The organism is Psychrobacter immobilis (assembly GCF_904846185.1).
Lineage (GTDB): Bacteria > Pseudomonadota > Gammaproteobacteria > Pseudomonadales > Moraxellaceae > Psychrobacter > Psychrobacter immobilis_B.
The window spans coordinates 1-21,644 of record NZ_CAJGZQ010000026.1 but is presented as its reverse complement, the minus strand read 5'-3'; the positions used below and the strand labels follow the sequence as shown (position 1 = coordinate 21,644).

The window sequence follows — 21,644 nt, the reverse complement described above, 5'->3', positions numbered from 1 at the left end:
GACGAGCGCTTATTTTAAATAGCCTTTAATAAAAATTGTACCTTGCTAAATCTAAACCGACATCATCCTGTTAGCCACTACACTATCTAGATAGCAAAATCTTCGATACTACGACCTGCTGCTAGCGCTTCAACCAACCACGTTGGCTTGCGACCACGACCAGTCCACGTTTCTTCGTTGTTGTCAGTATTGCGATACTTGATGCTGCGTTTTTTCTCTAGCGTTTCACCAGCTTTTAGAATCTCTTCGATAGAGGCATTGCTATCTTCTGCAATTTTCTCAAACTGCATATAAGCGTCATACAAACGCTGATGTTGTTTTTTGGCAATAAGCTGCTGAGCATTTTCAGTGATGGCACGTAGCTCATCAACGTTCAGGTTTTCTAAATCAATGGCGGTATTTTTGCTCATAATAAATCCAACTGTAAGATAAAAAATATAACCTTAATAGATATTATTCACTATTAAGAACTAAGAATGACGTATTCATCATTAAATACAACGATGAATGTCACAAATCGATATTTTTTCAACCAAATAAAATATTGTTAGCCACAATAGCTAATGGCGTAGATAATATAAACAAAAAACCTTGCTATCACAACAGTAGATTATTATATCTACTATAACAAAAGTCAGTGAATAGTAAAATCGGGTAAATGAAAAACCACTATTTATTTAATAGTTATTCATAAACAGTTATTAATTTTAAGATAAAACCAGTCTCTATAAACAATGTCCTAAAAACGGTTAAACGAATAACTCAGCAAACATAAATCCATTAAAAATAGCAACCGATTGTTTCCATATATACCTACCGATTAGTCAAAAATGCCATTGATTAATCATGCTGATCGCTAAGCTCATTCATCAAATTATAGGCTGCTTCGGCGCTCAATAAATAGGGATTAAAATCAATCGTTGTCGAATATTTTAAATAAATCGCCGCATTTTTTTCAGTCGGTGAAGCATAATTCATGGACCATTTAGACCATGCTCGATGCTTTAACTCACGTGTTTCAATAACCTGTAAGTCATGATGACGCGGATCAGTAATTAAACTATATAACAGACGATTGATCTCTGCTCTTGGCCCTTCAATGGTTTGCAAAAAATAATCTTTATTAAACGTCAGCATACCAGTGATGCCATTGGCGGCATTATTTACTTGTGCTTGCTGCAAGATTTCGTTGAAGTCGTTGGCCGATACATCTGGGTTGGCACGGCTAGCGTATGTCATGCTCATCAAAATGTGTGCATCTTCCATTGCTGATGTCATATCTTATCTCTTGTAAAATGTCATGGTTGTGATGGTTCTTTGCGTTTATAAACATCAGTCAATTAGCCAATAGAAAACCATGGTTTCTTCTTTTTGGCGGCGCTCACTGCTTCTTGCTCTTGAAGGTCTGATAACGTCTCAATCAACATCATGATTTGATTGGTGTTCATCAAATAAGGATTAAACTGAGTACCTGTCGAAAACTTGAGCGCAAGTCCTTTGTTTTCATCGCTTGGAATCAAATACTTCATTGACCATTTACTCCAATGGCGCAGCTCTACTTCACGGCATTCGATGACTTGTAAGCCATGATGCCGATTATCTTTAACCAATTTTCTGAGCAATTCATTGATGACGGGTCTCGCCCCTTCAATACTTTGCAAAAAATAATTGTGATTGAACACCAAAGCACCCGTAATACCATTACGCTCATTATTTTGCTGAGCCTGTGTCAGGATGCGCGTTACTTCACCTTTAGGATTGTCAGTGTTATAACGGCTAATATAAGTTAAACGTAGAATAATATGCTCGCCATGATGCATTTTTAGGCGATTTAATTCTGAAAGCTCAGCTGATTCCACAAAACACTCCAATTAGTTTGCTAAATTTTTCACCTATCACCACCCAGCTACTTTCTTTTATAACCAAGTATTTGTGGTATAAGTCATTTTTTTATAACATAAGTCGCGTATATATTAACGTTGAATTTTTTTGATAAAATCATTCATGCCGCGCGATAAATTACTGCTACTGGTGCTCTGTATTTCTTTGACCAAGCTCAATAATTGCGAGCTATCCCCGCATTGTTCTAAACTCAACAAGTAACCCCAAGCTTCTACTGGTGGGGCGTTTTTTTCAATATAGTTAGCCAACTCTGACTTTATCGTCTCGTAGCTCGCACCAGATAACCTAGCCTTGAAAATACTACTGATTGATTTCTTGCCTAATGCTGCCATTTTATTGAGACCTTTATCATTAAAGGTGCGATCAAACTCTGTCTCAATATTTCTTTCAGACGACGATGCTTGAGACTGATCAGCCGTCGGTGCTTGCGGCGCAGTGGATGTTTGGGAGGTAGCATTATCAGCGCCCACTATCTCTACACACTCAAGCCCTAACAGCAACTCAAATAGTGGTGCAACACCGCCAAAATCGGCAAACATTTTGCTACGGTCAAGCGTATCAAGATAGCTTTGATACGTGCGTTTGCCATCGATCATAATGAGCAATGTTCTCGCTTCACGCGGCAATATACCGAGACTCTGAGATTTAATCTCTTCTCTGCCCAAATCAGTTTTTTGAAACACATCACCATCTTTCATTCTTTGTACTCAACACTAGCAGTAAGGTGGGCACTCTTATAGTCAATTGATTATAAAAGCGTGACAGCTTTAACCTTTCACATTGAACCAACCCTGGCGTAAGCAGTCGACCAGATGAATTTTTATTATTTCAGCCATTGAACAGTCAAATCTTGACTTTTTATTGGTTAATAAAAATTACTTTAAATGAAAGCCCCACATTTAATATTGTTTGAATTATTGATTCGAGTGGATTATATCAACCCATTTAATAAACCGTTAGCATTAATTAAATCCAATAGAACAGACGGTCTATATAGGATATGAAAGGTAGTTTTCATAAATTTCAATATGAAATTTGATAAGATAATGAGAATAAAAAAATCGATAAACTCAATGAAGTAGGCTAATATTTATCCGCTTTATCTTCTTACTAAATCGTTTACCAACCAATAATTAATTTTCTATTCTTTAAAATAACCATCAGAGCGCAACTATAAAAACCAACAAACGTTTTAATTTTTTAGCGAGATCATATAGCAATTGATAAAGTCTATCTTTCTTAACGCGCTCACTCTTATACGATTTTTATGGGCACTATAGAAAATTTATTTTTTTAAGTCATTTATCACTAGCCATAAAAAAACCCTGCAATTGCAGGGTCTTCTAGAACATATATTTTACATTAAAGTCTTAGGTGCATCCTAGAACGGTAATGAATACATAAATATTAAACGTATAAAATAAATCCAGAAAAATCCTTTAAAATCAAAGAGAAGAGGTTAGAATAAAATTCTTAATCAACAATAAATAGTATAACAGTTGACTAAGAGATAAAATACCACCTTTTAAGGCTCTTAATCAACATTTTTAGTTAAAATATATCTATCCAATCGCCTGATTAATTTGCTCTTCCAAACTCCGCCCCATATTATCTTGTGCTTTTGCCATTAGAAATATTCGCGTACCATTGCTATCTTTAGCCCATTGTTTACCGATATCATTTTTGATACGAGCATCATCAGCAGTATCTATATGACCACCTTTGTATTCAAGTACAAAAATAGAGCCGTCTATAAGCTCGGCAACGAAATCAGGATAAAAATAGTCTTTTTGAGTTGGCAACCAAAATGATGAATGTGGCTGTTTAGGAATATTCCTTACCCAATGCTTAACTTTCTCATGAAAGTCTAACAGCTGAGCGCACTTAAACTCTTCCGTAATCTTTCCCGAATTAGTTTTCTCTTTCAAATCGTCTATTTGCCCATAAAAGTGTTTCTCAAACTTAAAACTACCCCTGTATGGCTTTCTTACAGGGTATATACCTGCTTTGAACTCAAAAGAGCTATATGGAGTAACAGTTTCGCTTACCTTAAGATGCTCAAATAAGTCTGATTGAAAAGCCTTTTTTCTTGCTAAACTGAAAAGTCTATTAATCTCATCATTTACAGCTTGTGCCAACTGAAACTGCGCACGATGTAAACTGGTCAAGCTATATTTCTTCTCATGAATAAGGTATGACAGTAGCTTCACAAGATATGCTCTAAGCTGTATTTGAGTTAATCCCGATCTTCTAGTTCTTCTATCTAACCAATTAATCAAGTCATCCTCTGTAATTGGTGTTGGCATATCTTCAAAATGAAGCTGCTTTGTATGCAAACGCTTGTAACTAAGGGACTTCTGTTCTGTATTTATATCAATTTCAAAGCTAGTAGCAGTCTCTCTAATACTGAATTGCTCTAAGCTCACTGGAAAATCAAGTAAGTCCCACTCAACACTATCTTCAATGGTTTCCTTATCAGCAAGTTGCCAATCTCCTTCTAGCAACAAACCTAATTGCGCAATGGGTGCAAATGTAGCGTTCCAATTCTCAGGAGCTAATACTGATTGTCTTTGTGCTCTAGCCTCTTCAAAAGAAGATTGTATGCTTTCTTGCTGTTTAGGAGAGGCTTGGTTTAGCGCTATATCTTGTAAGCGATCAAAAACTTCATCACTCGTACCCTTCATAATCACTAATGACGAGCCTTGGCTAGTTTCATATTTCTTAACCGATGATTGCAGCTCTAACCCTAAGTCTTCTGTTTTTAAATCAAACGGTAAAGGTATTGAAACCTCAGGCTCTTTAGGCTTAGTTGCACTTCCTCCTGCTTCACCTAAACCTAGTTCGGATTGAGCTTTCGGAATCAGAGCTGCATCTGCCTCCCACTTATTAAAGCCCATATTCTCTACCATACGATCTTTTAGGTGAGTGGTAGCTTCAGTTGTATCGTTTGATATAACGTGTGCATAAGCTTTATTCAGCTCTGATTGTGCACGTTCTTTAGCGTAAGGCATTCTTAATACTCGCCCTAGTAGCTGCTCTACATCAGTAGCCGATTTGACATTTTGTAAACTCGCTAAAATATAAGCGAACGAACAATCCCACCCTTCCTTCAATGCCTCTACAGTGATAACTACTCTTATAGGACAAGACTCACTAAATAGATTTATATCTTCAAGCTCTTTGGTTTGACCTGTTGAGATAGCTATCCAATCCTCTGTGATATTACATTCAGACAATAAGTAGTCTTTAACAGAATCAACGTTTGCCACTCCATTTTTATCTTGAGCTTGAATCAATAAAATTGGGCGAATGTATTCATTCTCTTTTTGAGCCAGTATTTCTAAGTTCTCACGATGAATGAGTGAGTCGCGAATACAGGACTGCCAATCCTCATTAGAATGCTCAGTTAAAACAATGGGTAATTTGATCATATTTTCTGCTTTAAGTTCAGCGGCAGATACAGAATACAGCACATTGTTATCTTTGGGAGTAGCGGTAAACTCTACTAAACATTTAGGATTAAGACGTTTTAGCGTAGGAAAGAAGCTTTTACCCCCTCTGTTTTTATGTGCTTCATCAACAATGATGATTGGTCTGTATATATTGAAAAAATTAACTAAGGAGTGTTTAACGCGACCTATATCTTTTTTAGTTAAGAACGGTTGATGCTGCAAGGTATCTTCCGTGACTTTATCTAGTTTAGATACTTGATCAGCTGATAAATTTCTAAAAAACTCACTTAAATTTTCGTCAAAAGCATAAGCATTACGCTGATAAGTCTTCTCCTTATCAATATTGAAAGCCTGTATAGTAGTCACTACGACTACACATGAACCTTCAACATCATGCTTATTCAGGGTTTGTAGTGCTTCGATATCACATACTTTCAGTCGGTCACCATATTGACCTTGCAAGGCTTTTCGATAGGGATGATAAGGATTAGATAATGCCGATAGAGTTTGAGTCCTGATCATATCAGTAGGTACAAGCCATAACACAATAGGTGTATCAGTATTAGCGTATTGTTCAGCAGCAATAGGGATGCTGTGAGCCGCCATCAGTGTCTTACCACCACCTGTAGGAACACGTAAGCATACACTTGGCACACCTTCAAGACGGTCGTTATAACTAATAGCCTCTAAGCTATTTTCAGCAATACATTCCTCAAAAGCAGATTTAGCTCCGAATGAAGAAGCTAGTACAAAAAACCTATTTAAAGCCTCTAGCGATTTCTTTTGATAATTTTTTAATTTTAAGCTCATTTTCTAATCCTTATTCGCTTGAGTACCGTAAAGAGCATACGGAATTTGCTTAAACTCGATATTTAATGCTTCTAAGCTTGAATCACCAATACGTGTGGCTTCTCCAATAATGATACGTTTCCCGTCGTATGGGTAATGCTTATCAAGATATTTAAGAACTTTATGAGTCAGTAAGTTACCTCCACGCGGACGTTCATCACCTAGTACACCGTTATACAGTAGATAATAAGCGACTTCATTATGTATACCTAAGAATGGTGTATCATGCTTATTAGACTGTAAAGGAGTCTTTGTCTCTAACCACCATACATAACTTGCTAGGTCATTAAACTTAACGTCTGAATGTAAAAACCCTTGTTCGTCGAACACTGGAGAGCCTAGAGTATAGAAGCTAAACCCACCGCCACCTTGCCATACAACATCACTTTTATTTTTTTTAAGTTTCGTAGCTTGTTTTATAACCTTTAAAGAATCTTTATCTATTAGATCTGAGTTTTTACCTATTTTTTGCAACACTTTATTAAATATCTTAATATCATCCACTGCTAAATCTAGATCCTTCAACGTATCTTCTTTTAATTCATAGTAGTCTTTCGTAACGGAAATTCCCCCTTGCTCACCTTCAATTACTTTCTTGAGCCTAGGAATTACCAATGTATTAGCATGCTCACCCATCTCAATTCCGATATATTTCCGTTCCATCTTATGAGCGACAGCAGCAGTAGTACCTGATCCCAAAAAGCTATCAAGTACAAGATCACCTTTATTGGTACATAACTCTAACACTTTCATTATTAAAGCTTCAGGCTTAGGCGTTCTAAATACTGAATCAGACTTAAAAAGATCTTTAATTTCCTTTTTTGAAGTCCGATTACTTCCTGTATCTTTGTGTGTCCAAATAGTTTCAGGAGGCCTACCTATTATATTGTCTGCATATATACGATAATAAGCACTCCAGCCATTTTTGCCATTCACCCATTCTATTAAATCTATATTGTTTTCTACTTTTTCCAATCCCCATCGCCATCGACCTTCTATTTCCTTAGTTTTCATTGGAAATACTTGTGTGCCATCTGGTGCAGTTAACGCAAAAAACATTGAAGGTCTAGCTTCTCTTGTATCTTCACCACTACCCATAGACCTCAATGGCTTAGTATAATATTTTCGACCTCTATCATCGGTTCTATTGTAGTGCTTAGGTACTTCACCAATAGTTTTCTTTATACTTAACTTTTCTATAGACTTAGAATATATAAGTAAGTGATCGTGTCTAGAAGAAAAGTGATTTGAATCCATTTTAGGGCTATCAGACTTTTCCCATACAATGTTAGCCACGAAATTATCTCTACCATAAACTTCGTCACAAATTACTTTTAAGTAATGTGCTTCTTTATCATCAACAGTAATCCAAATAGAACCATCTTCAGAAAGTAGGTCTTTAAGTAATTGCAGACGAGGGTACATCATATAAAGCCATTGAGCGTGTTCTAATTTATCATCGTAATGCTCAAAAGCCTGTTCAGTGTTATATGGTGGATCGATAAATATACATTTAATCTGATTACCATATAAAGGTAGTAGTGCTTTTAGAGCTTGAAGATTATCACCTTTAATAATCAAGTTATCTTTTGCTATTCGATTATCACCGTAAGCTTTTTCAAACTTGAGCAAATGATAAGGTACATTTTCAGCAGTTTCTTCCGCCTGATTGCGGTTCACCCAGTCTAATAACGGCATGATTATTCCAATTTGGTTAAATATTTAGTTTTTTATAAGTAAAAGTTTGAGCTAAGGTAATTCTTTAAGTCTATTTAATACTTTAATCAAGTGCTTAGAGCCTCAGGTTTGCCGATACAGGCTCTTTAAAGTATAATCAGCACAAACTACCCATCTCTACTCTTTAAGTCTAATACAGGGCGATATAGAAGCGTATTAACTATCTTCTATTTACTTGGGGCAAAGGTTTATCTAACTGCTGATTAAGCAAATTCATATCCACTTTCGGCATCATATAAGCATTATGCTGCCATCTCACAAACTGTTCTAGTAACTTCTCATTTTGACTTTCAAGTCGCTTCACTTTAGCTTCTAGCATAGCAATCTGTTTTTTGGCAAACTCAAGAGTAATATCTGGTGCATCGCTATTTTTAGCTTCTTTCAAGCTTTCTTTTCGCTCTCTAAAAGCCTCAACTAACACCTTGTATGACATTAGAGTATGCCGACTGATTGCATCCTCACCTAACACCTTAGCAAGCTGCTGAGCGTATCTATCCCATGTTAACTTACCACTCCAACTATCCAGCTCATGCAACGCAACTTGAAGAGTTTTTTGTGTGATAATTTGTTTAGGCATTTTCGATTCCTAGTAGAGATGTAAGTGTAGATTCTTCAACGTAATCTTCGCTATTCGCTATGATCTGTAAATCATTCTGTGCTAATGCGCGTTTGACTGGACTAGGGTCATGGTCTGGTGGAATCCACAAAATAGCTCCTTCAGCTGTGTCCTCTGACTCAAGCAATATACGCTGCGTGCGAATATGTGCCAACTTCCAACTAAGGTGAGTCACCCATCTATTAGCACCAAAATGACCGCTAACTTCATCACGCTCTGCTTTTTTGAACTGAGACTCTACTTGGTCTTCTAGTCTAATAATGCTTTCTAAAGTGTTGGGCATCCCTTTGATACACACATGCTCTTTACATGTCATGCACTCACCACCTTTAGTACAGGGTGACATAGCATAATCATGAGTACACATACCGTATTCTGTAACATCAGCGACACCGATACGGTTTAAGCCTAAATCCTTATAACTTACTGGTAAATTAAGCTTTATAGCTTGAAGCGCCGTTGGACGCTCATTAAACTCCATCACACTTCTAGCTTGTTGCTCTCGCTCTTCGCTAGTTCTAAGATCATAATGACGGTTGTCGTTTATCCTTGCTCGTCCTGCCCATCGTGCTAATTGCCATGCATCCATACCTCCACGCTCAGCATTAGTGGATAGCCAAACACGAATTTGATGTGAAGTTAAGCGAATCTCAGATCCATCTTCATCTTTATAACCCATTCTTTGGAAAAGAGTTTTAGGTGGATTTTTGTGCTTGTCTCGGATAGCCAATTGAGCATTTAATTCGTTAACTGTAGGCAGACGCCATGAAAAGGATCTAACGGAGAACTGGTTATGAAATTCACGGTCACGTATAAGAACTAGAGACTCCCACATTGGACGTTCAATTGACTGTAAGTTTGGCCAACTTGAGTTTTTATACTCTTCTAAGGTATATCGAGCTAGCGCTGTATATGTAGGGCTTCCATTGGATCTTAGCTTCTGTATCCACTTAGTCCTTTTTTCACCGATGTAATCCCAAGCTTCGTCAGACTTTAAATCTATATTCTTATACAGCAACCCATCAACAGTAGATCTTGAGAAGTTCATTGCACATGCAAATTCGTATGCATTTAGTTTTTTATTCTCAGAAAAGTCATGTGAAGTGCAACATTCTTCGTGAGGCAAGAAAGTATCAGGGTTATTGTAGGCAAACCTAGCAGCATCTCGTGCAGGTTGCCCAATTTCCATTAGCCTTCTATGAGCTTCTAAAACAGTTTCTTCAAGGTCTTTAGGAACCCACTTGATTGTATGACCAAAGCCCTTTTTAGCATACCATCTGACACCTAACGCTCCATTTTCGCCTCGATGAATACAATCAATCGTCAATTCCGAAAGCTCGCCGCCTCTTCCAGGTGCAAACATTAGCAGTGCCACAATACTAGACCAATACTTGTCTTCTTGAGTATCAGCTTTTGCAAAACTATCTGCCAAAGCTAACATTTGATGCATACTTGGACAACGTGTATCCTGCCATTCTATAGATTCTTTGTCAGTTCTTTCGGCTTTTGCGCCTACTTTAGGCCAAGGATTTACCCATGCCTGAAGTGTAGGTTCAAATCTCTTATCCCGAATGAAATCAAGCAGAATTTGAATTTGGTAGCCTACTTTATTTCTGCGGTCATCATTAGTTATCCGAATCGTAGTTAGTTCATTCACCTTAATAAGGACTAAACCATCAACTCTTAATATATCCGCATCATCATGAACCTCAAACAAAGCATCATGAATTAGGCGTAAAGCAACCATCTTATTAGTAACACTTGAAACAGCTTTGATGCTTTGGTTGTAACGAATATAAGATTTTGCAAAAGACAGGAAAGGCTCTTCTAAAGGATCAAAGTTAGCAGGATTCGAAACTTCACGATATTTTGAAAAGGTCATTGCTATTGAACGCCCTTTTTGTTCGTGTTTCCAGTTATTACTCTGCCAACCGCCCTGATCATCATAGAGCGTCAACTTATCACGACAATGGACAATAAAACTCTCTAAGTTCTCTTTAGCTGTTAGCTCGTCTTTAGGTTGAAAATGAATGACATTAGACATTTACTACTTTCTCCTCTGACTTGATAGCTTCACACATAAGAACGACTTGTTGTACAGCAAGTAGTAACTTGTCTGTTGATTGAATAACGTTTTGTGAAATACCTAGATTCTCTTGTTTTTTTCTTTCCTCTAGGACTTCCGTGAGAACATTAGTATGAGGAGCTTCTAACCAAGGTTGAAAATTTACGCAGGTATAGCACGCTCTATAGCCAGATGCACAGAATGCATGTGTCCCACAATTACCAATATTTTGCGAAACCCCATTCTTTACTCTACTGTTTGGATCATTCGCTCTAATAGCATCTCGTTCAGAAGCGATCAGTTTTCCAGCAAACGCTTGTGCTAGAGGGGCTAATATTGGAGCCATTACTTCATCTATCTGTTTAGCTGTTTCTTCGGTATTTTCTACATAAGCACCAATACTCTGTGTATCCGTATGATCTAATGCAGCCGCTAAAGCAACACCTGTTATTCCTCGACGTGTAAGGTTAGTTCCTTTAGTATATCTAAACCTATAAGCTGTAAAGTTAATAAAATCACCAGTTCTTTCAGAGTAGGCTGTATTTTTGATAGAAACTTTTCGAAGCAAATAAGAAGCTGCCTCTCTTGTCATGTGTAAAAAATCAGGTGTTTTAGTAAACTGTCTTATCAAGTCCTTCTGATCCACTATCTTCTTTAATCTTTCTTCTTCTAGAAAGATGGGGATTTGATCTTGAATTTTTGAAGGTAATACAACTCCTAATACACTTTCAATCCGCTTTATCGACTCGTTACGCTGATTGCTCAAAATAAGGTACAAATCCTCATTGATTGGAAGAGGTGTAAACTGTCCTCTAAAACCAGTACCGCGCTGCTTAGCTCTAGGACAATTAATAACATAATCATTACCGTTATCATCTTCACGTAAAATAAGATCTATGGATCTTAGAGATCGAATTTGAACAGCTCGACGACCAGTTAATGCTAATGTCATAAAAAAAGCATACTCTTTAAGATTCAGAGATTTCGTATTGAATGCATTTGACGCCCAATCAATTAAGGCCCCTAGCTCATTATGAGTCAACGGCCCCGAATATGGACATGCACCTTTGACAGCATTGCCTTTAGGGTTTCCTCTAAGTATTAATTCGTCCAAGTAACTTGCGACTTCTTTGCCAATGCCTTCAAAGCGCCATTCATACCAAGCTAGCAAAAACCCTTTTAAAGCCCCTAATTTGTATTCATTATCTGAGTTAAACGAAGCTCTGTAGTTAGATAAAGCGTCTACTGTTATATTTTCATCACTATTAGCTTTCATGAAAGCATTAAAACGATTAAACATATTGAAGGTATGCATTGCTGAAAGCTCTTCTGCATATCGACACAAAGCTCTCTTAAAGCTATCTTTTAGCTTATTAGGCATAGGTGACAAACGTTCGAAGTAGATAACAGTGGAGCCATCTAAACGCCACTCATCACTATTAAATTGAAAAGGATATCCACTTTTACTAACATGTTGAGTGGGTATCTTGATTCTTGCTTTTTCAAGCTCAGCACAAACTTCTACACTACTATTATTTTTCAGTAAACTTTGCACGCTATAAATCCTTCTTAATGAATTGAGACCAGTGTTCTATATCTTCGCGCATAACGCGATCGGCTTCTTCTCTTATATATCTTAAATTATATCCCTCAGCAGTATTATCAGAACTCCATCCATTAAGTTGCTTCCTAATTTGTATTTCCATTTTCTCTGTAACTGGAGATATCTCTGGATTGGTCTTTGCTGCTTGATTTCTAGCATCTATGCGCTTTGAGAGGTTGTAATTAAAATTATGGCGAAAACCATGCCTTGTTACTTCTTCAAGTAACTCTGGGCTAACTGCTATTGCAGGCTTAATAATACGGTTAACAAACGTACTATTGGATATTGGCTTACCGAAATAGTTACCACGCTTATGAGTGACAAAAATATAAGGATGCGCCTTAGCATTATCGGTAGCTGCACGATTTTCCATAATATAGCTTTTTAATCGTCCAATGAGGGTTGCACTAACAGGTATGCTACGTTCTCTAGTTTTAGCCACTGGCTGCCTTTTTCGGGGGTCTTCAACCGCATCATGTCGCCTCACAACTGAAATAGTATTTTTATGGAAATCTATGTCATCAATTTGCAACGCTAGGATCTCACCAGCTCTCATACCTGTCTGATTCATGACTTCAAATATAATTGCATTGCGTAATTTAACATCTGTACCTTTGAAAGGATTATCAGATGAATCTTCTTTTACAATCTCCAGTATTCGATCGAAAGCTTCAGGTGGTGCAGACTTTAAATTAGGGTCAACAGCTAAACCCTTTCCCTTATTGCCTTTGGGCTTGTTAGCTAATAACGACTTATTCATGCTAGTAATTGAAGCAGACACAGTCTCGTTTATTAGTTTGTTCTTTAGTAAGACTCTAACTATAAAGTCTAAGTAAAAAGCTATATGAGTCATTCTATTTGATGCATGATTACTAGAGACACTTTGAATAGGCTTAAAGCTCGCAGTTGATGCTGACGGAAACCTTACTACATTACTCTTTGATCTTTTTAACCAACTCCTCAAGCTTCTACTATCCAGCATACAGTGATCACGAATAGAGTAGACATCCTCATTACTTAAGAACCTAGACTCTACAAATTCTTCTATAAGGTTTCTATTGTTTATCTCTTCCCATAGTTTAAGGTGTATCAAATGCCCAAGAGTATTGATAATTGCGGATTGTGTTTGAGAAGGTCTTAGCTTCTCTGTCACATATAATGTAACCCAATAGTCAGGAGTACCATCTGAATCCATTAGCATTGGATATCTTTCCCCATTACTAAATATTAAGTTCTTAATCTGAGCCATGTGACAAACCTTTTAATCAACACTTAATCATGTATTTTATTCAAAAATCTATTATAAACTATTTTTATTCTTTAGACATAAGAAAAGGGTCTATTTATATAGACCCCATCTGATTTAATCAACACTATTAGATTACGTATTCCTCAGAACGGAATATCATCATCGACAGGACCGTCTGGCATTGCTGTTGGCTTTGACTGTGCAGGCTTTTGCGCAGGTTGATTGAACTGATTCTGCTGGGCAGGTGCGCTTTGATTGTTAAAGCTGTTTTGACCACCTTGAGCAGCTGGCTGGTTGTAACCGCCTTGCTGTGCTGGCTGATTGTTTGCTTGCTGACCAAAGTTGTTTTGATTGCTTTGACCACCTTGATTGCCATAGCCACCACCTTGACCCTGATTTTGACCGCCAAAGCTATTATCACTTTGACCACCAGTCGCACCATCTAGCATTTGCATTTGCTCAGCACGAATCTCAGTAATATAACGGTCTTGACCATTGGGATCTTGATATTTACGGGTACGCAAACTGCCTTCGATATAAACTTTACTGCCTTTACGCAAATACTGCGCGGCAATTTCACCCAAACGATTAAATAGAGAAATACGATGCCATTCCGTCGCTTCTCTTTTTTCGCCACTTTGCTTGTCGGTCCACTGCTCTGACGTTGCAACCGAGATATTGGTCACGCTACCGCCGTTATTAAATTGACGTGCCTCAGGGTCTGCTCCAAGGTTACCGATGATGATAACTTTATTAACTCCGCGCATGATACCGTCCTTTTACTTATGAATAATTTTATGAATCGCTTTAATGACTGTGCAGCTAAGTGCATTCATTAATGATTTTACTGTAATCAATTTTTATTGGAATATCTACAAGCTATCTATTAAAGACGACAATCTATGTCGTTTAGATATATATTATAATTTTTGGGTTTAAAAAACCATGATATTGCTATTTTGCCATTTTATTAAGCGAATTAATACTATTACCAGTTACTGACTTATCAACTCACTCTGTCCTTTATAAACTTATTTAGAATCATTGCTCTCGTTATTGCGATGCATACTCAAGGTGACGCTACCCAGTTCTACGCCAAATTTTTTCATGACTGAGCGATTGAGCATGACGTCTTTATCAACCAAATACATCCAGTCATCAAAATTCACTTTGTAGGTTTTATCCTCAACGGGTAGCTCTAACAAGTAATTCCAATGCAAGGTATTGCCAACCACTTTCCCTGTTGCCTCGCCAATGACATCGCCTGCTGTGCCTTTCCAGCTACCATCAGCTTGTTTGGTCAATCGCCATATACGCTGTGATTTTGACCCATCTGCCCATGCGAACTTCTCATCTAAAACGATGACATTATCGCCTTCGTGAGTGGCATCAATATCGACGTAAAAGCGTTTTTTGACCTCGCCATTGCGACCTTGAAACATGCCCCAACCATCGATTTGACCTGAGAAGAACTCATGCATATCGAGCGTGGGCGTGCTGTTCTGATAGGCTTGGATATTTTGTGTGGCGCAACCTGAGAGTAGTAACGTGGCTGATAGACCAGCACCTATTGCCAGCTTTGCCATTACTCGAGGCGCAACACCGTGCGACAACATCGTAAACTTACTCATATTAATTCCTTTTAAATAGAGATAAAGATTTAGCGTTCACTTATTAATAATAGCTGTCTATCTAGTCGTTGTCTGCTCAGTTTTTGCCTATTCAACCTTATCTCTACTCGCCTAAGTACGTTGCCTATACGGTGTATTAAATATCTAGCGGACTCTGTGCCAAACTCGATAACTGCATCCGCGAGTCATCTGTCAATTGTGTCTTGTCTAGCTTGAGATAGGCAACTTGTTCTTTTGCCATCACGACCAGTTCATCCACGCCTTCTACCGCCAGCATTTGCCGTGACCAGTCTTGGATATTAATGTCTTTAGGAATGGTCACAGTAGTACTCGATAGATAAGGCGGCTGAGAAATAGGGATAATAATGAGCAGAGCAGCGGCCATAATAGCGGCCAAAATACCCCACGCCAGCAAATTCGGCTGACTTAATAACAACCCACCCATTGCTCCACCGACAAACGCCCCAAAGAACTGACTGGATGAATTTAGCCCCATCGCAGTGGCTTTATTGGCGACTGGGGCGCGCTTAGATATCCATGATGGAATCGTTGCCTCAAGCAAGTTAAAGCCCATAAAGTACAATAACAGACCTAATATAATACCAACGCCAACCTGACTGCCAATAGCCAATATCGCTAAAGCAGCGGTCATTAGCGCAATCGCACCTAAGAATACTTGGCGCATTTTGCGTTTCTTTTCAGCGATGATAATAAAAGGAATGGCGACGGCAAAACCAATAAATAACAGCGGCAAATAAACCAAGCCTTGTTGACGTACCGATAGCCCCATCACTTCATTAAGCTGATGCGGCAGTATCACAAATATCGCCGTCATGGTTAGATGCAGAGCAAAGATACCGATATGTAGGCGGTTTAAATCGCCAATTTTTAGGACGGTCGCTAATTGTTGACCAATCGATTTATTGTCTAAATTGTGTTTAAGTACTCGTAGCGGTGTCGGCACAAACAACAATAACAGCATCGCCAAAACAGCAAAGCCAGAGGTCAACCAAAATAAACCAGAGATACCCAGCGAGCCAACCAATAACGGACCAAATGCAAAAGCAAGCATGATAGAAGTCGCAATGGTCAAGCCCATCGTCGCCATCGCTTTGGTACGCATTTCTTCGCGCGTCACATCAGCCAATAATGCCATCAATACTGCAGATACCGCGCCACTACCTGCCAGCGCCCGACCAATGATAACCTCGTAAATATCAGTCGCATTGGCGGCAATGATACCGCCGAGAGCAAATAAGATGAGTCCTAAAAAGATAATCGGCTTACGCGGGAATTTGTCCGCAGCCAAACTCATGGGAATCTGAAATATCGCCTGCCCTAGCCCATAAATACCGACGGCTAAACCAATCAAAAACGGCGTCGCGTGCGTATAATTGTCACCATATACAGAAAACACAGGCACAATCATAAACAGACCAATCATCCGCAAAGCAAATATACCACCGACCCCGAGGATTGCCCGTTTTTCTACGCTATTCATACTTGCCTCACTGGTTCGTCATTGCTGATTTATCACTACTGCGCTGCTTATACTATTGTGATGCTATCAAGACTTTAGCTACAAATTAAGCCCACTAGTATAAGACATTCGCCGTTTGCTTGCCGAGACTTTTGTCTTATTGATGCAGCCTCCCGTACCTCTTCAACCCAAGCCATTCATATTACGCGATTATTTTGTTACCAACTGCATCGGATGCGCAATCACACCTTGAATAATGCGGTCGCCATGACAATAAAGTAAGGCGTCATAAACATTATTACTCGTCAGCTAGAGCGATCGCTTAGATGACAAACTCCTCTATAAAACGACATGTTGGTCAAAACCATGACAAAAGGTGACTACTACTTAACATTGATTTGATTTAGATTTGCTTAGTCATACGAAAACCAATCACCTCAAAGGCTGTAGAATAAGAAAACAGCAAAATGAACGCCAAGTAGCATACCGCTCAGCAATAAAAATTAAAACAGTAAATTAGGCATCTATAGCTCTCACTTCATCAACGTATGAACACTTTATAAAAATATTATTTATAACAAAATCTTTGATAATAAAACTATTTATAACCACATTATAAATTTACAGAATATCCACGTTTTTAACCGACCATTTAATTGATTCATATTTACCTTTTAATTTGAGATATTTTCAATACCCTTTTAGCAAATAGGAAACCTAACACCGATGGCACACGAGTATATTAAGGTTCGCGGCGCACGCACTCATAATCTAAAAAATATCGATTTAGACATTCCACGAGATAAGTTTGTGGTCATTACGGGTTTATCAGGCTCTGGTAAATCGTCATTGGCATTCGATACGCTGTATGCCGAAGGGCAACGTCGTTATGTCGAAAGCTTATCGGCGTATGCGCGTCAATTCCTCTCACAAATGGAGAAACCTGACGTCGATAGTATCGAAGGCTTGTCGCCAGCGATTGCTATCGAGCAAAAATCAACCAACCATAACCCGCGCTCTACCGTCGGGACGATTACTGAGATTTATGACTATTTGCGTCTGCTCTATGCGCGCATTGGTACGCCCTTTTGCCCAGAGCATGGTGAACCAATGGTCGCGCAATCAGTAACTGAGATGGTCGATCAAGTCATGGCGTTACCAAATGACACCAAAATCATGATCTTAGCTCCCGTGATTCGTGAGCGTAAAGGCGAGCATACGGTCTTACTTGAGCAGCTGATTGGACAAGGTTTCGTACGCGTACGTGTCGATGGTGATGTCTACGATACCGATGAATTACCAACACTCGATAAGAAGAAAAAGCATACCATTGAAGTCGTCGTTGACCGTTTTAAAGTCCGTGATGACTTGGGTAACCGTGTCGCTGAAAGTTTAGAGACAGCTTTACGTTTAGGTCAAGGTTTAGTGACGTTACACTTTATGGATGGCAATCCAAAAGAAGGCGGCGACGAAAACCAAGTGATGTCAGCCAAGCATTCATGCCCTGTCTGTGATCGTGCCGTACCTGAGCTTGAACCGCGTATGTTCAGTTTTAACAATCCATACGGCGCATGCCCAAGCTGTGACGGTCTTGGTAAACGTCAATACTTCGCGGCTGAAAAACTCATTACCCACCATGAAAAATCGCTCAATCAAGGCGCAATCAATGGTTGGGATAAACGTCATGCCTACTACTTTGGATTGCTATCGACCGTTTGTAATCATTTTAAAATTGATATGGATGCGCCGTGGCAAGAGCTGCCAAAAGCGCAACAAGACCTGATTATGCAAGGCTCTGGTAAAGAAAAGCTAACCTTTAATTTCACTGATGAGCGCGGTCGTAAAACCAATAAGACCGTGCCATTTGAAGGCGTATTGCCTTATTTAGAACGTCGCTATGCCAAAACGCAAAGCAATCTCGTGCGTGACGAGCTAGCCAAATATCTGGCTGATACCACTTGTAATGTCTGTGATGGCGCGCGACTCAATGAAATTTCACGTAACGTGCGTGTCGATGACCAAACCATCGCTCAAATCGTTAAACTCTCCATCGGTGACGCGGCTGACTATTATAAAACGCTAAAAATTGGCGGTCATAAAGGTGAAGTTGCAGAAAAAATCTTTAAAGAGATTAATGAGCGTCTAAACTTCCTCGTCAGTGTTGGACTTGATTATCTCTCCCTTGCACGTTCTGCTGAAACGCTATCGGGCGGTGAAGCACAGCGTATTCGTCTGGCTAGCCAAATTGGCGCAGGACTAATGGGCGTGATGTATGTCCTTGATGAACCATCGATTGGTCTACATCAACGCGACAATGATCGCTTGCTGAAAACTTTAACGCGCTTACGTGATTTGGGCAATACGGTACTGGTCGTTGAGCATGATGAAGACGCCATTCGCCAAGCAGATCATGTGATTGATATCGGTATTGGTGCAGGTGTACATGGCGGTCATATTATCGCTCAGGGCACGGTCGATGACATTATGGCAAACAAAGAATCGCTGACTGGACAATATATGTCTGGTAAGAAGAGAATCGAGATTCCAGCCATTCGTCATAAAGCCAAAACGATCGATATGGAAGTCAAAGGTAAAGCCAAACCCAAACAAGTTCCGATGACGATTGAGCTCAAAGGTGCGTCAGGCAATAACTTGCATGATGTAGATTTGACCATTCCCATTGGTATTATGACTTGTGTGACTGGTGTCTCAGGTTCGGGCAAATCAACGTTGATTAACCGTACCCTTATGCCATTGGCAGCGACGCAATTGAATAATGCCTCAACGCTCATCGCGGATAAGCATGACAGCATCAGCGGTCTTGAGCATCTGGACAAAATGGTTGACATCGATCAAAGCCCAATTGGGCGTACGCCGCGCTCAAACCCAGCGACTTATACGGGTGTGTTTACCCCTGTGCGTGAGATGTTTGCCCAAACTCAAGAAGCGCGTGCTCGTGGTTATAAGCCGGGCCGCTTTAGTTTCAACGTCAAAGGCGGACGCTGTGAGATGTGCCAAGGTGATGGTCTTATAAAGGTTGAGATGCATTTCTTACCTGATATGTATGTGCCATGTGATACCTGTGAAGGTAAGCGCTATAACCGCGAGACCTTAGAGATTCACTATAAAGGTAAAAATATTGCCGATGTCCTAGATATGACCGTCGAAGATGCCACTGAATTCTTCTCAGCCATTCCAGCGATTTATCGTCGTCTGCAAGCTTTGATGGATGTTGGTCTTAGCTATATTCGTTTAGGTCAGTCTGCGCCAACGCTATCAGGCGGTGAAGCGCAACGTGTCAAACTGGCGCGTGAGCTGGCCAAACGCGATACGGGACAGACACTCTATATCCTGGATGAGCCAACCACTGGTTTGCACTTCCATGATATCGATAAGCTGCTGCATATCTTGCATACGCTACGCGATAAAGGTAATACTATCGTGGTCATCGAGCACAATCTTGACGTCATCAAAACCGCAGATTGGGTGATTGATCTTGGCCCTGAAGGTGGTAAAGGTGGCGGCATGATCATCGCTGAAGGTACGCCTGAGCAAGTGGCAGAAGTTAAGGAGTCATACACTGGTATATTCTTAAAGCCGATGCTAGAGCAAGGCATGAAAGAAGTGAGTTAACAGAAATAGGTTAATAATTGATAAAAGGCCACTCTTTAAGGGGTGGCCTTTTTGTTGGTGGTGATATATAAAATAGACTTTAAAAACTCTATTTTAAAAAGTATAAAATCTTGACATTTGTTGCTCAAAAATTACTGATAAGTTATAATCTTTATCTTATTTACCAACAATTTAAACAACTTTGTAGTACTTACCCTTGCAGAAATGTGCTGATGATATTACACATGAAGATAAAGTAGAAAAAAATGGCTTTAATTAACTGTCCTGAATGTTCTAAAAGAATTAGTGATCAAAGTACTGCTTGTCCTAGTTGTGGTTTCCCTACTCCTTCAGAACAGATAGATAACAATAATTTGCTAGCAAGCAGTCGTCAAAGACAAAAGAATAGTGGCTGTTCTGGCGCAACTATCTTCCTAATCATTATTATAGTTCTTATCGGCTTTTGGCTTGTAAGTGCTTATGATGGCTATAGAGAAAAAGCAAGACAATACAATGAAGAGCAGTCAGAACCTGATAAAGAATCACCACAAGTCCAAGAATCAGTATTTGATTCTCCATTAACACAGATACCAATGTTACTTTCTGGTTCAGGTGAAAATGGACGCTATTTCCTCATCTCTCACTTTGCATCTTATGGCATTGAAAATGTTAAGTATGCACGTAGAGGGAACGAGAGTGATGCTTATGGAGAAATGCAAATTGACTGCGCAAACGATAAGATAAGAAAAACCTCATCAGATAATCTTGAGGCCTTAATATCAGCAGACCTAGGGGATTGGTATACGCCAACACCGGATTGGACAGATCAAGATATTGTTAACTTCATATGTCCAACCAAAAGAGTAGTGTCAAAAAACATAGAACATCATGAAGTAGTTGAGAAAGTAGTAACGCTAGAAGCTCCAAAGAACGAAGTAGTTGAAAAGGTAACATTGGAGCAATTCAAGCCAGAGCCGGTGATATCAGTAGAAGCAAGACCGAGGGAAGTTTTATTATCAAATGCCCCTTCGGGTAGTGAGAAAGAATATGAAGTACGCGAAACACCAATAAAAACAAAAGAATCTTACAACGAAAAAGTAGTTCATAAAGCAGCGGACGATAAAAAAGAGAGGGATATAGCACGCAGAAAAAGTGATGATCGAGCAATATGTGAACAAGCTATAAAAGTAAACAGTGCTTACCTAGGGAAGGACGAGCCGGAATATAGTCAGTGGAAGGCAATTGAGCGTGCCAATTGTATGCAAGATAAACTATATGAGTGAAATTAGTGGATACAAATCGGTGTTATTTGTAAGTAATGTATAGTCAGTCTATAATAAAAGAGATACAGCCCATATCCTGAAACAGTTTTGGTAAATTATTCTCCATCCACCCTTGGCGTAGAAACTTAGCCTGTGCCCACTTTTTCTCGATAGGGTTTAGATCAG

The 21,644-nt window shown here is 39.2% G+C and carries 15 protein-coding genes; 2 read left to right on the top strand and 13 right to left on the bottom strand.

The genetic code is table 11. From position 1 onward, the window contains the following. Positions 1-86: 86 nt before the first annotated feature. The 13 genes from JMW94_RS12600 to JMW94_RS12540 all read right to left on the bottom strand — a co-directional run bounded on the left by JMW94_RS12600 (position 87) and on the right by JMW94_RS12540 (position 16,605). Positions 87-410, bottom strand: a complete 324-nt coding sequence (locus tag JMW94_RS12600; RefSeq protein ID WP_045453321.1) for an H-NS family nucleoid-associated regulatory protein — start codon at positions 408-410, stop codon at positions 87-89. A 430-nt stretch (positions 411-840) separates the two neighbouring features. After that, positions 841-1,278, bottom strand: a complete 438-nt coding sequence (locus JMW94_RS12595; RefSeq protein ID WP_193008609.1) for a BLUF domain-containing protein — start codon at positions 1,276-1,278, stop codon at positions 841-843. Between the two features lie 62 nt (positions 1,279-1,340). Further along, entirely contained in the window at positions 1,341-1,859 is a 519-nt protein-coding gene (locus JMW94_RS12590) for a BLUF domain-containing protein (protein ID WP_227676075.1), read from the bottom strand. 114 nt (positions 1,860-1,973) lie between these two features. Next, entirely contained in the window at positions 1,974-2,585 is a 612-nt protein-coding gene (locus JMW94_RS12585; RefSeq protein WP_201604634.1) for a hypothetical protein, read from the bottom strand. Between the two features lie 879 nt (positions 2,586-3,464). Further along, positions 3,465-6,164, bottom strand: a complete 2,700-nt coding sequence (locus JMW94_RS12580; RefSeq protein WP_201604633.1) for a DEAD/DEAH box helicase — start codon at positions 6,162-6,164, stop codon at positions 3,465-3,467. Between the two features lie 3 nt (positions 6,165-6,167). Next, positions 6,168-7,901: a site-specific DNA-methyltransferase gene (locus JMW94_RS12575; protein WP_227685516.1), complete on the bottom strand. Its 1,734-nt coding sequence runs from the start codon at positions 7,899-7,901 to the stop codon at positions 6,168-6,170. 199 nt (positions 7,902-8,100) lie between these two features. Continuing rightward, positions 8,101-8,517 carry a hypothetical protein gene (locus tag JMW94_RS12570; protein WP_201604632.1) on the bottom strand — a complete coding sequence of 139 codons (417 nt, stop codon included), beginning with the start codon at positions 8,515-8,517 and terminating at the stop codon, positions 8,101-8,103. Beyond that, positions 8,510-10,600, bottom strand: coding sequence for a hypothetical protein (locus JMW94_RS12565; RefSeq protein ID WP_201604631.1), 2,091 nt, complete (start codon positions 10,598-10,600; stop codon positions 8,510-8,512). Before JMW94_RS12565 ends, JMW94_RS12570 begins: the two co-directional genes overlap by 8 nt. Continuing rightward, a complete protein-coding gene (locus JMW94_RS12560; protein ID WP_201604630.1) occupies positions 10,593-12,176 on the bottom strand; it encodes a site-specific integrase in 1,584 nt (527 codons plus the stop codon). Before JMW94_RS12560 ends, JMW94_RS12565 begins: the two co-directional genes overlap by 8 nt. Position 12,177: 1 nt before the next feature. Further along, entirely contained in the window at positions 12,178-13,473 is a 1,296-nt protein-coding gene (locus JMW94_RS12555) for a site-specific integrase (protein ID WP_201604629.1), read from the bottom strand. A 143-nt stretch (positions 13,474-13,616) separates the two neighbouring features. Further along, positions 13,617-14,240, bottom strand: a complete 624-nt coding sequence (ssb, locus tag JMW94_RS12550; protein WP_201604628.1) for a single-stranded DNA-binding protein — start codon at positions 14,238-14,240, stop codon at positions 13,617-13,619. A gap of 264 nt (positions 14,241-14,504) precedes the next feature. Then, positions 14,505-15,104 (bottom strand): DUF3833 domain-containing protein, encoded by a 600-nt coding sequence (locus tag JMW94_RS12545; RefSeq protein WP_227685515.1) that lies wholly within the window; start codon positions 15,102-15,104, stop codon positions 14,505-14,507. A gap of 136 nt (positions 15,105-15,240) precedes the next feature. After that, positions 15,241-16,605: an MFS transporter gene (locus JMW94_RS12540; protein ID WP_201604627.1), complete on the bottom strand. Its 1,365-nt coding sequence runs from the start codon at positions 16,603-16,605 to the stop codon at positions 15,241-15,243. A gap of 705 nt (positions 16,606-17,310) precedes the next feature. Here JMW94_RS12540 and uvrA point away from each other — a divergent pair. Both uvrA and JMW94_RS12530 read left to right on the top strand, forming a co-directional pair. After that, complete coding sequence (uvrA, locus tag JMW94_RS12535; protein ID WP_201604626.1) at positions 17,311-20,217, top strand: excinuclease ABC subunit UvrA; 2,907 nt, start codon at positions 17,311-17,313, stop codon at positions 20,215-20,217. Positions 20,218-20,462: 245 nt separating this feature from the next. Then, on the top strand, positions 20,463-21,479 hold the full coding sequence (locus tag JMW94_RS12530) for a hypothetical protein (RefSeq protein ID WP_201604625.1): 1,017 nt from the start codon (positions 20,463-20,465) through the stop codon (positions 21,477-21,479). Positions 21,480-21,644 lie beyond the last annotated feature (165 nt).

Excerpts from the sequence above, each read along its gene's own strand:
- ssb (WP_201604628.1), bottom strand. The coding sequence starts at position 14,240 with ATGCGCGGAGTTAATAAAGTTATCATCATCGGTAACCTTGGAGCAGAC.
- JMW94_RS12575 (WP_227685516.1), bottom strand. The coding sequence starts at position 7,901 with ATGCCGTTATTAGACTGGGTGAACCGCAATCAGGCGGAAGAAACTGCT.
- JMW94_RS12600 (WP_045453321.1), bottom strand. The coding sequence starts at position 410 with ATGAGCAAAAATACCGCCATTGATTTAGAAAACCTGAACGTTGATGAG.
- JMW94_RS12565 (WP_201604631.1), bottom strand. The coding sequence starts at position 10,600 with ATGTCTAATGTCATTCATTTTCAACCTAAAGACGAGCTAACAGCTAAA.
- JMW94_RS12570 (WP_201604632.1), bottom strand. The coding sequence starts at position 8,517 with ATGCCTAAACAAATTATCACACAAAAAACTCTTCAAGTTGCGTTGCAT.
- uvrA (WP_201604626.1), top strand. The coding sequence starts at position 17,311 with ATGGCACACGAGTATATTAAGGTTCGCGGCGCACGCACTCATAATCTA.
- JMW94_RS12595 (WP_193008609.1), bottom strand. The coding sequence starts at position 1,278 with ATGACATCAGCAATGGAAGATGCACACATTTTGATGAGCATGACATAC.
- JMW94_RS12545 (WP_227685515.1), bottom strand. The coding sequence starts at position 15,104 with ATGAGTAAGTTTACGATGTTGTCGCACGGTGTTGCGCCTCGAGTAATG.
- JMW94_RS12555 (WP_201604629.1), bottom strand. The coding sequence starts at position 13,473 with ATGGCTCAGATTAAGAACTTAATATTTAGTAATGGGGAAAGATATCCA.
- JMW94_RS12580 (WP_201604633.1), bottom strand. The coding sequence starts at position 6,164 with ATGAGCTTAAAATTAAAAAATTATCAAAAGAAATCGCTAGAGGCTTTA.
- JMW94_RS12540 (WP_201604627.1), bottom strand. The coding sequence starts at position 16,605 with ATGAATAGCGTAGAAAAACGGGCAATCCTCGGGGTCGGTGGTATATTT.
- JMW94_RS12530 (WP_201604625.1), top strand. The coding sequence starts at position 20,463 with ATGGCTTTAATTAACTGTCCTGAATGTTCTAAAAGAATTAGTGATCAA.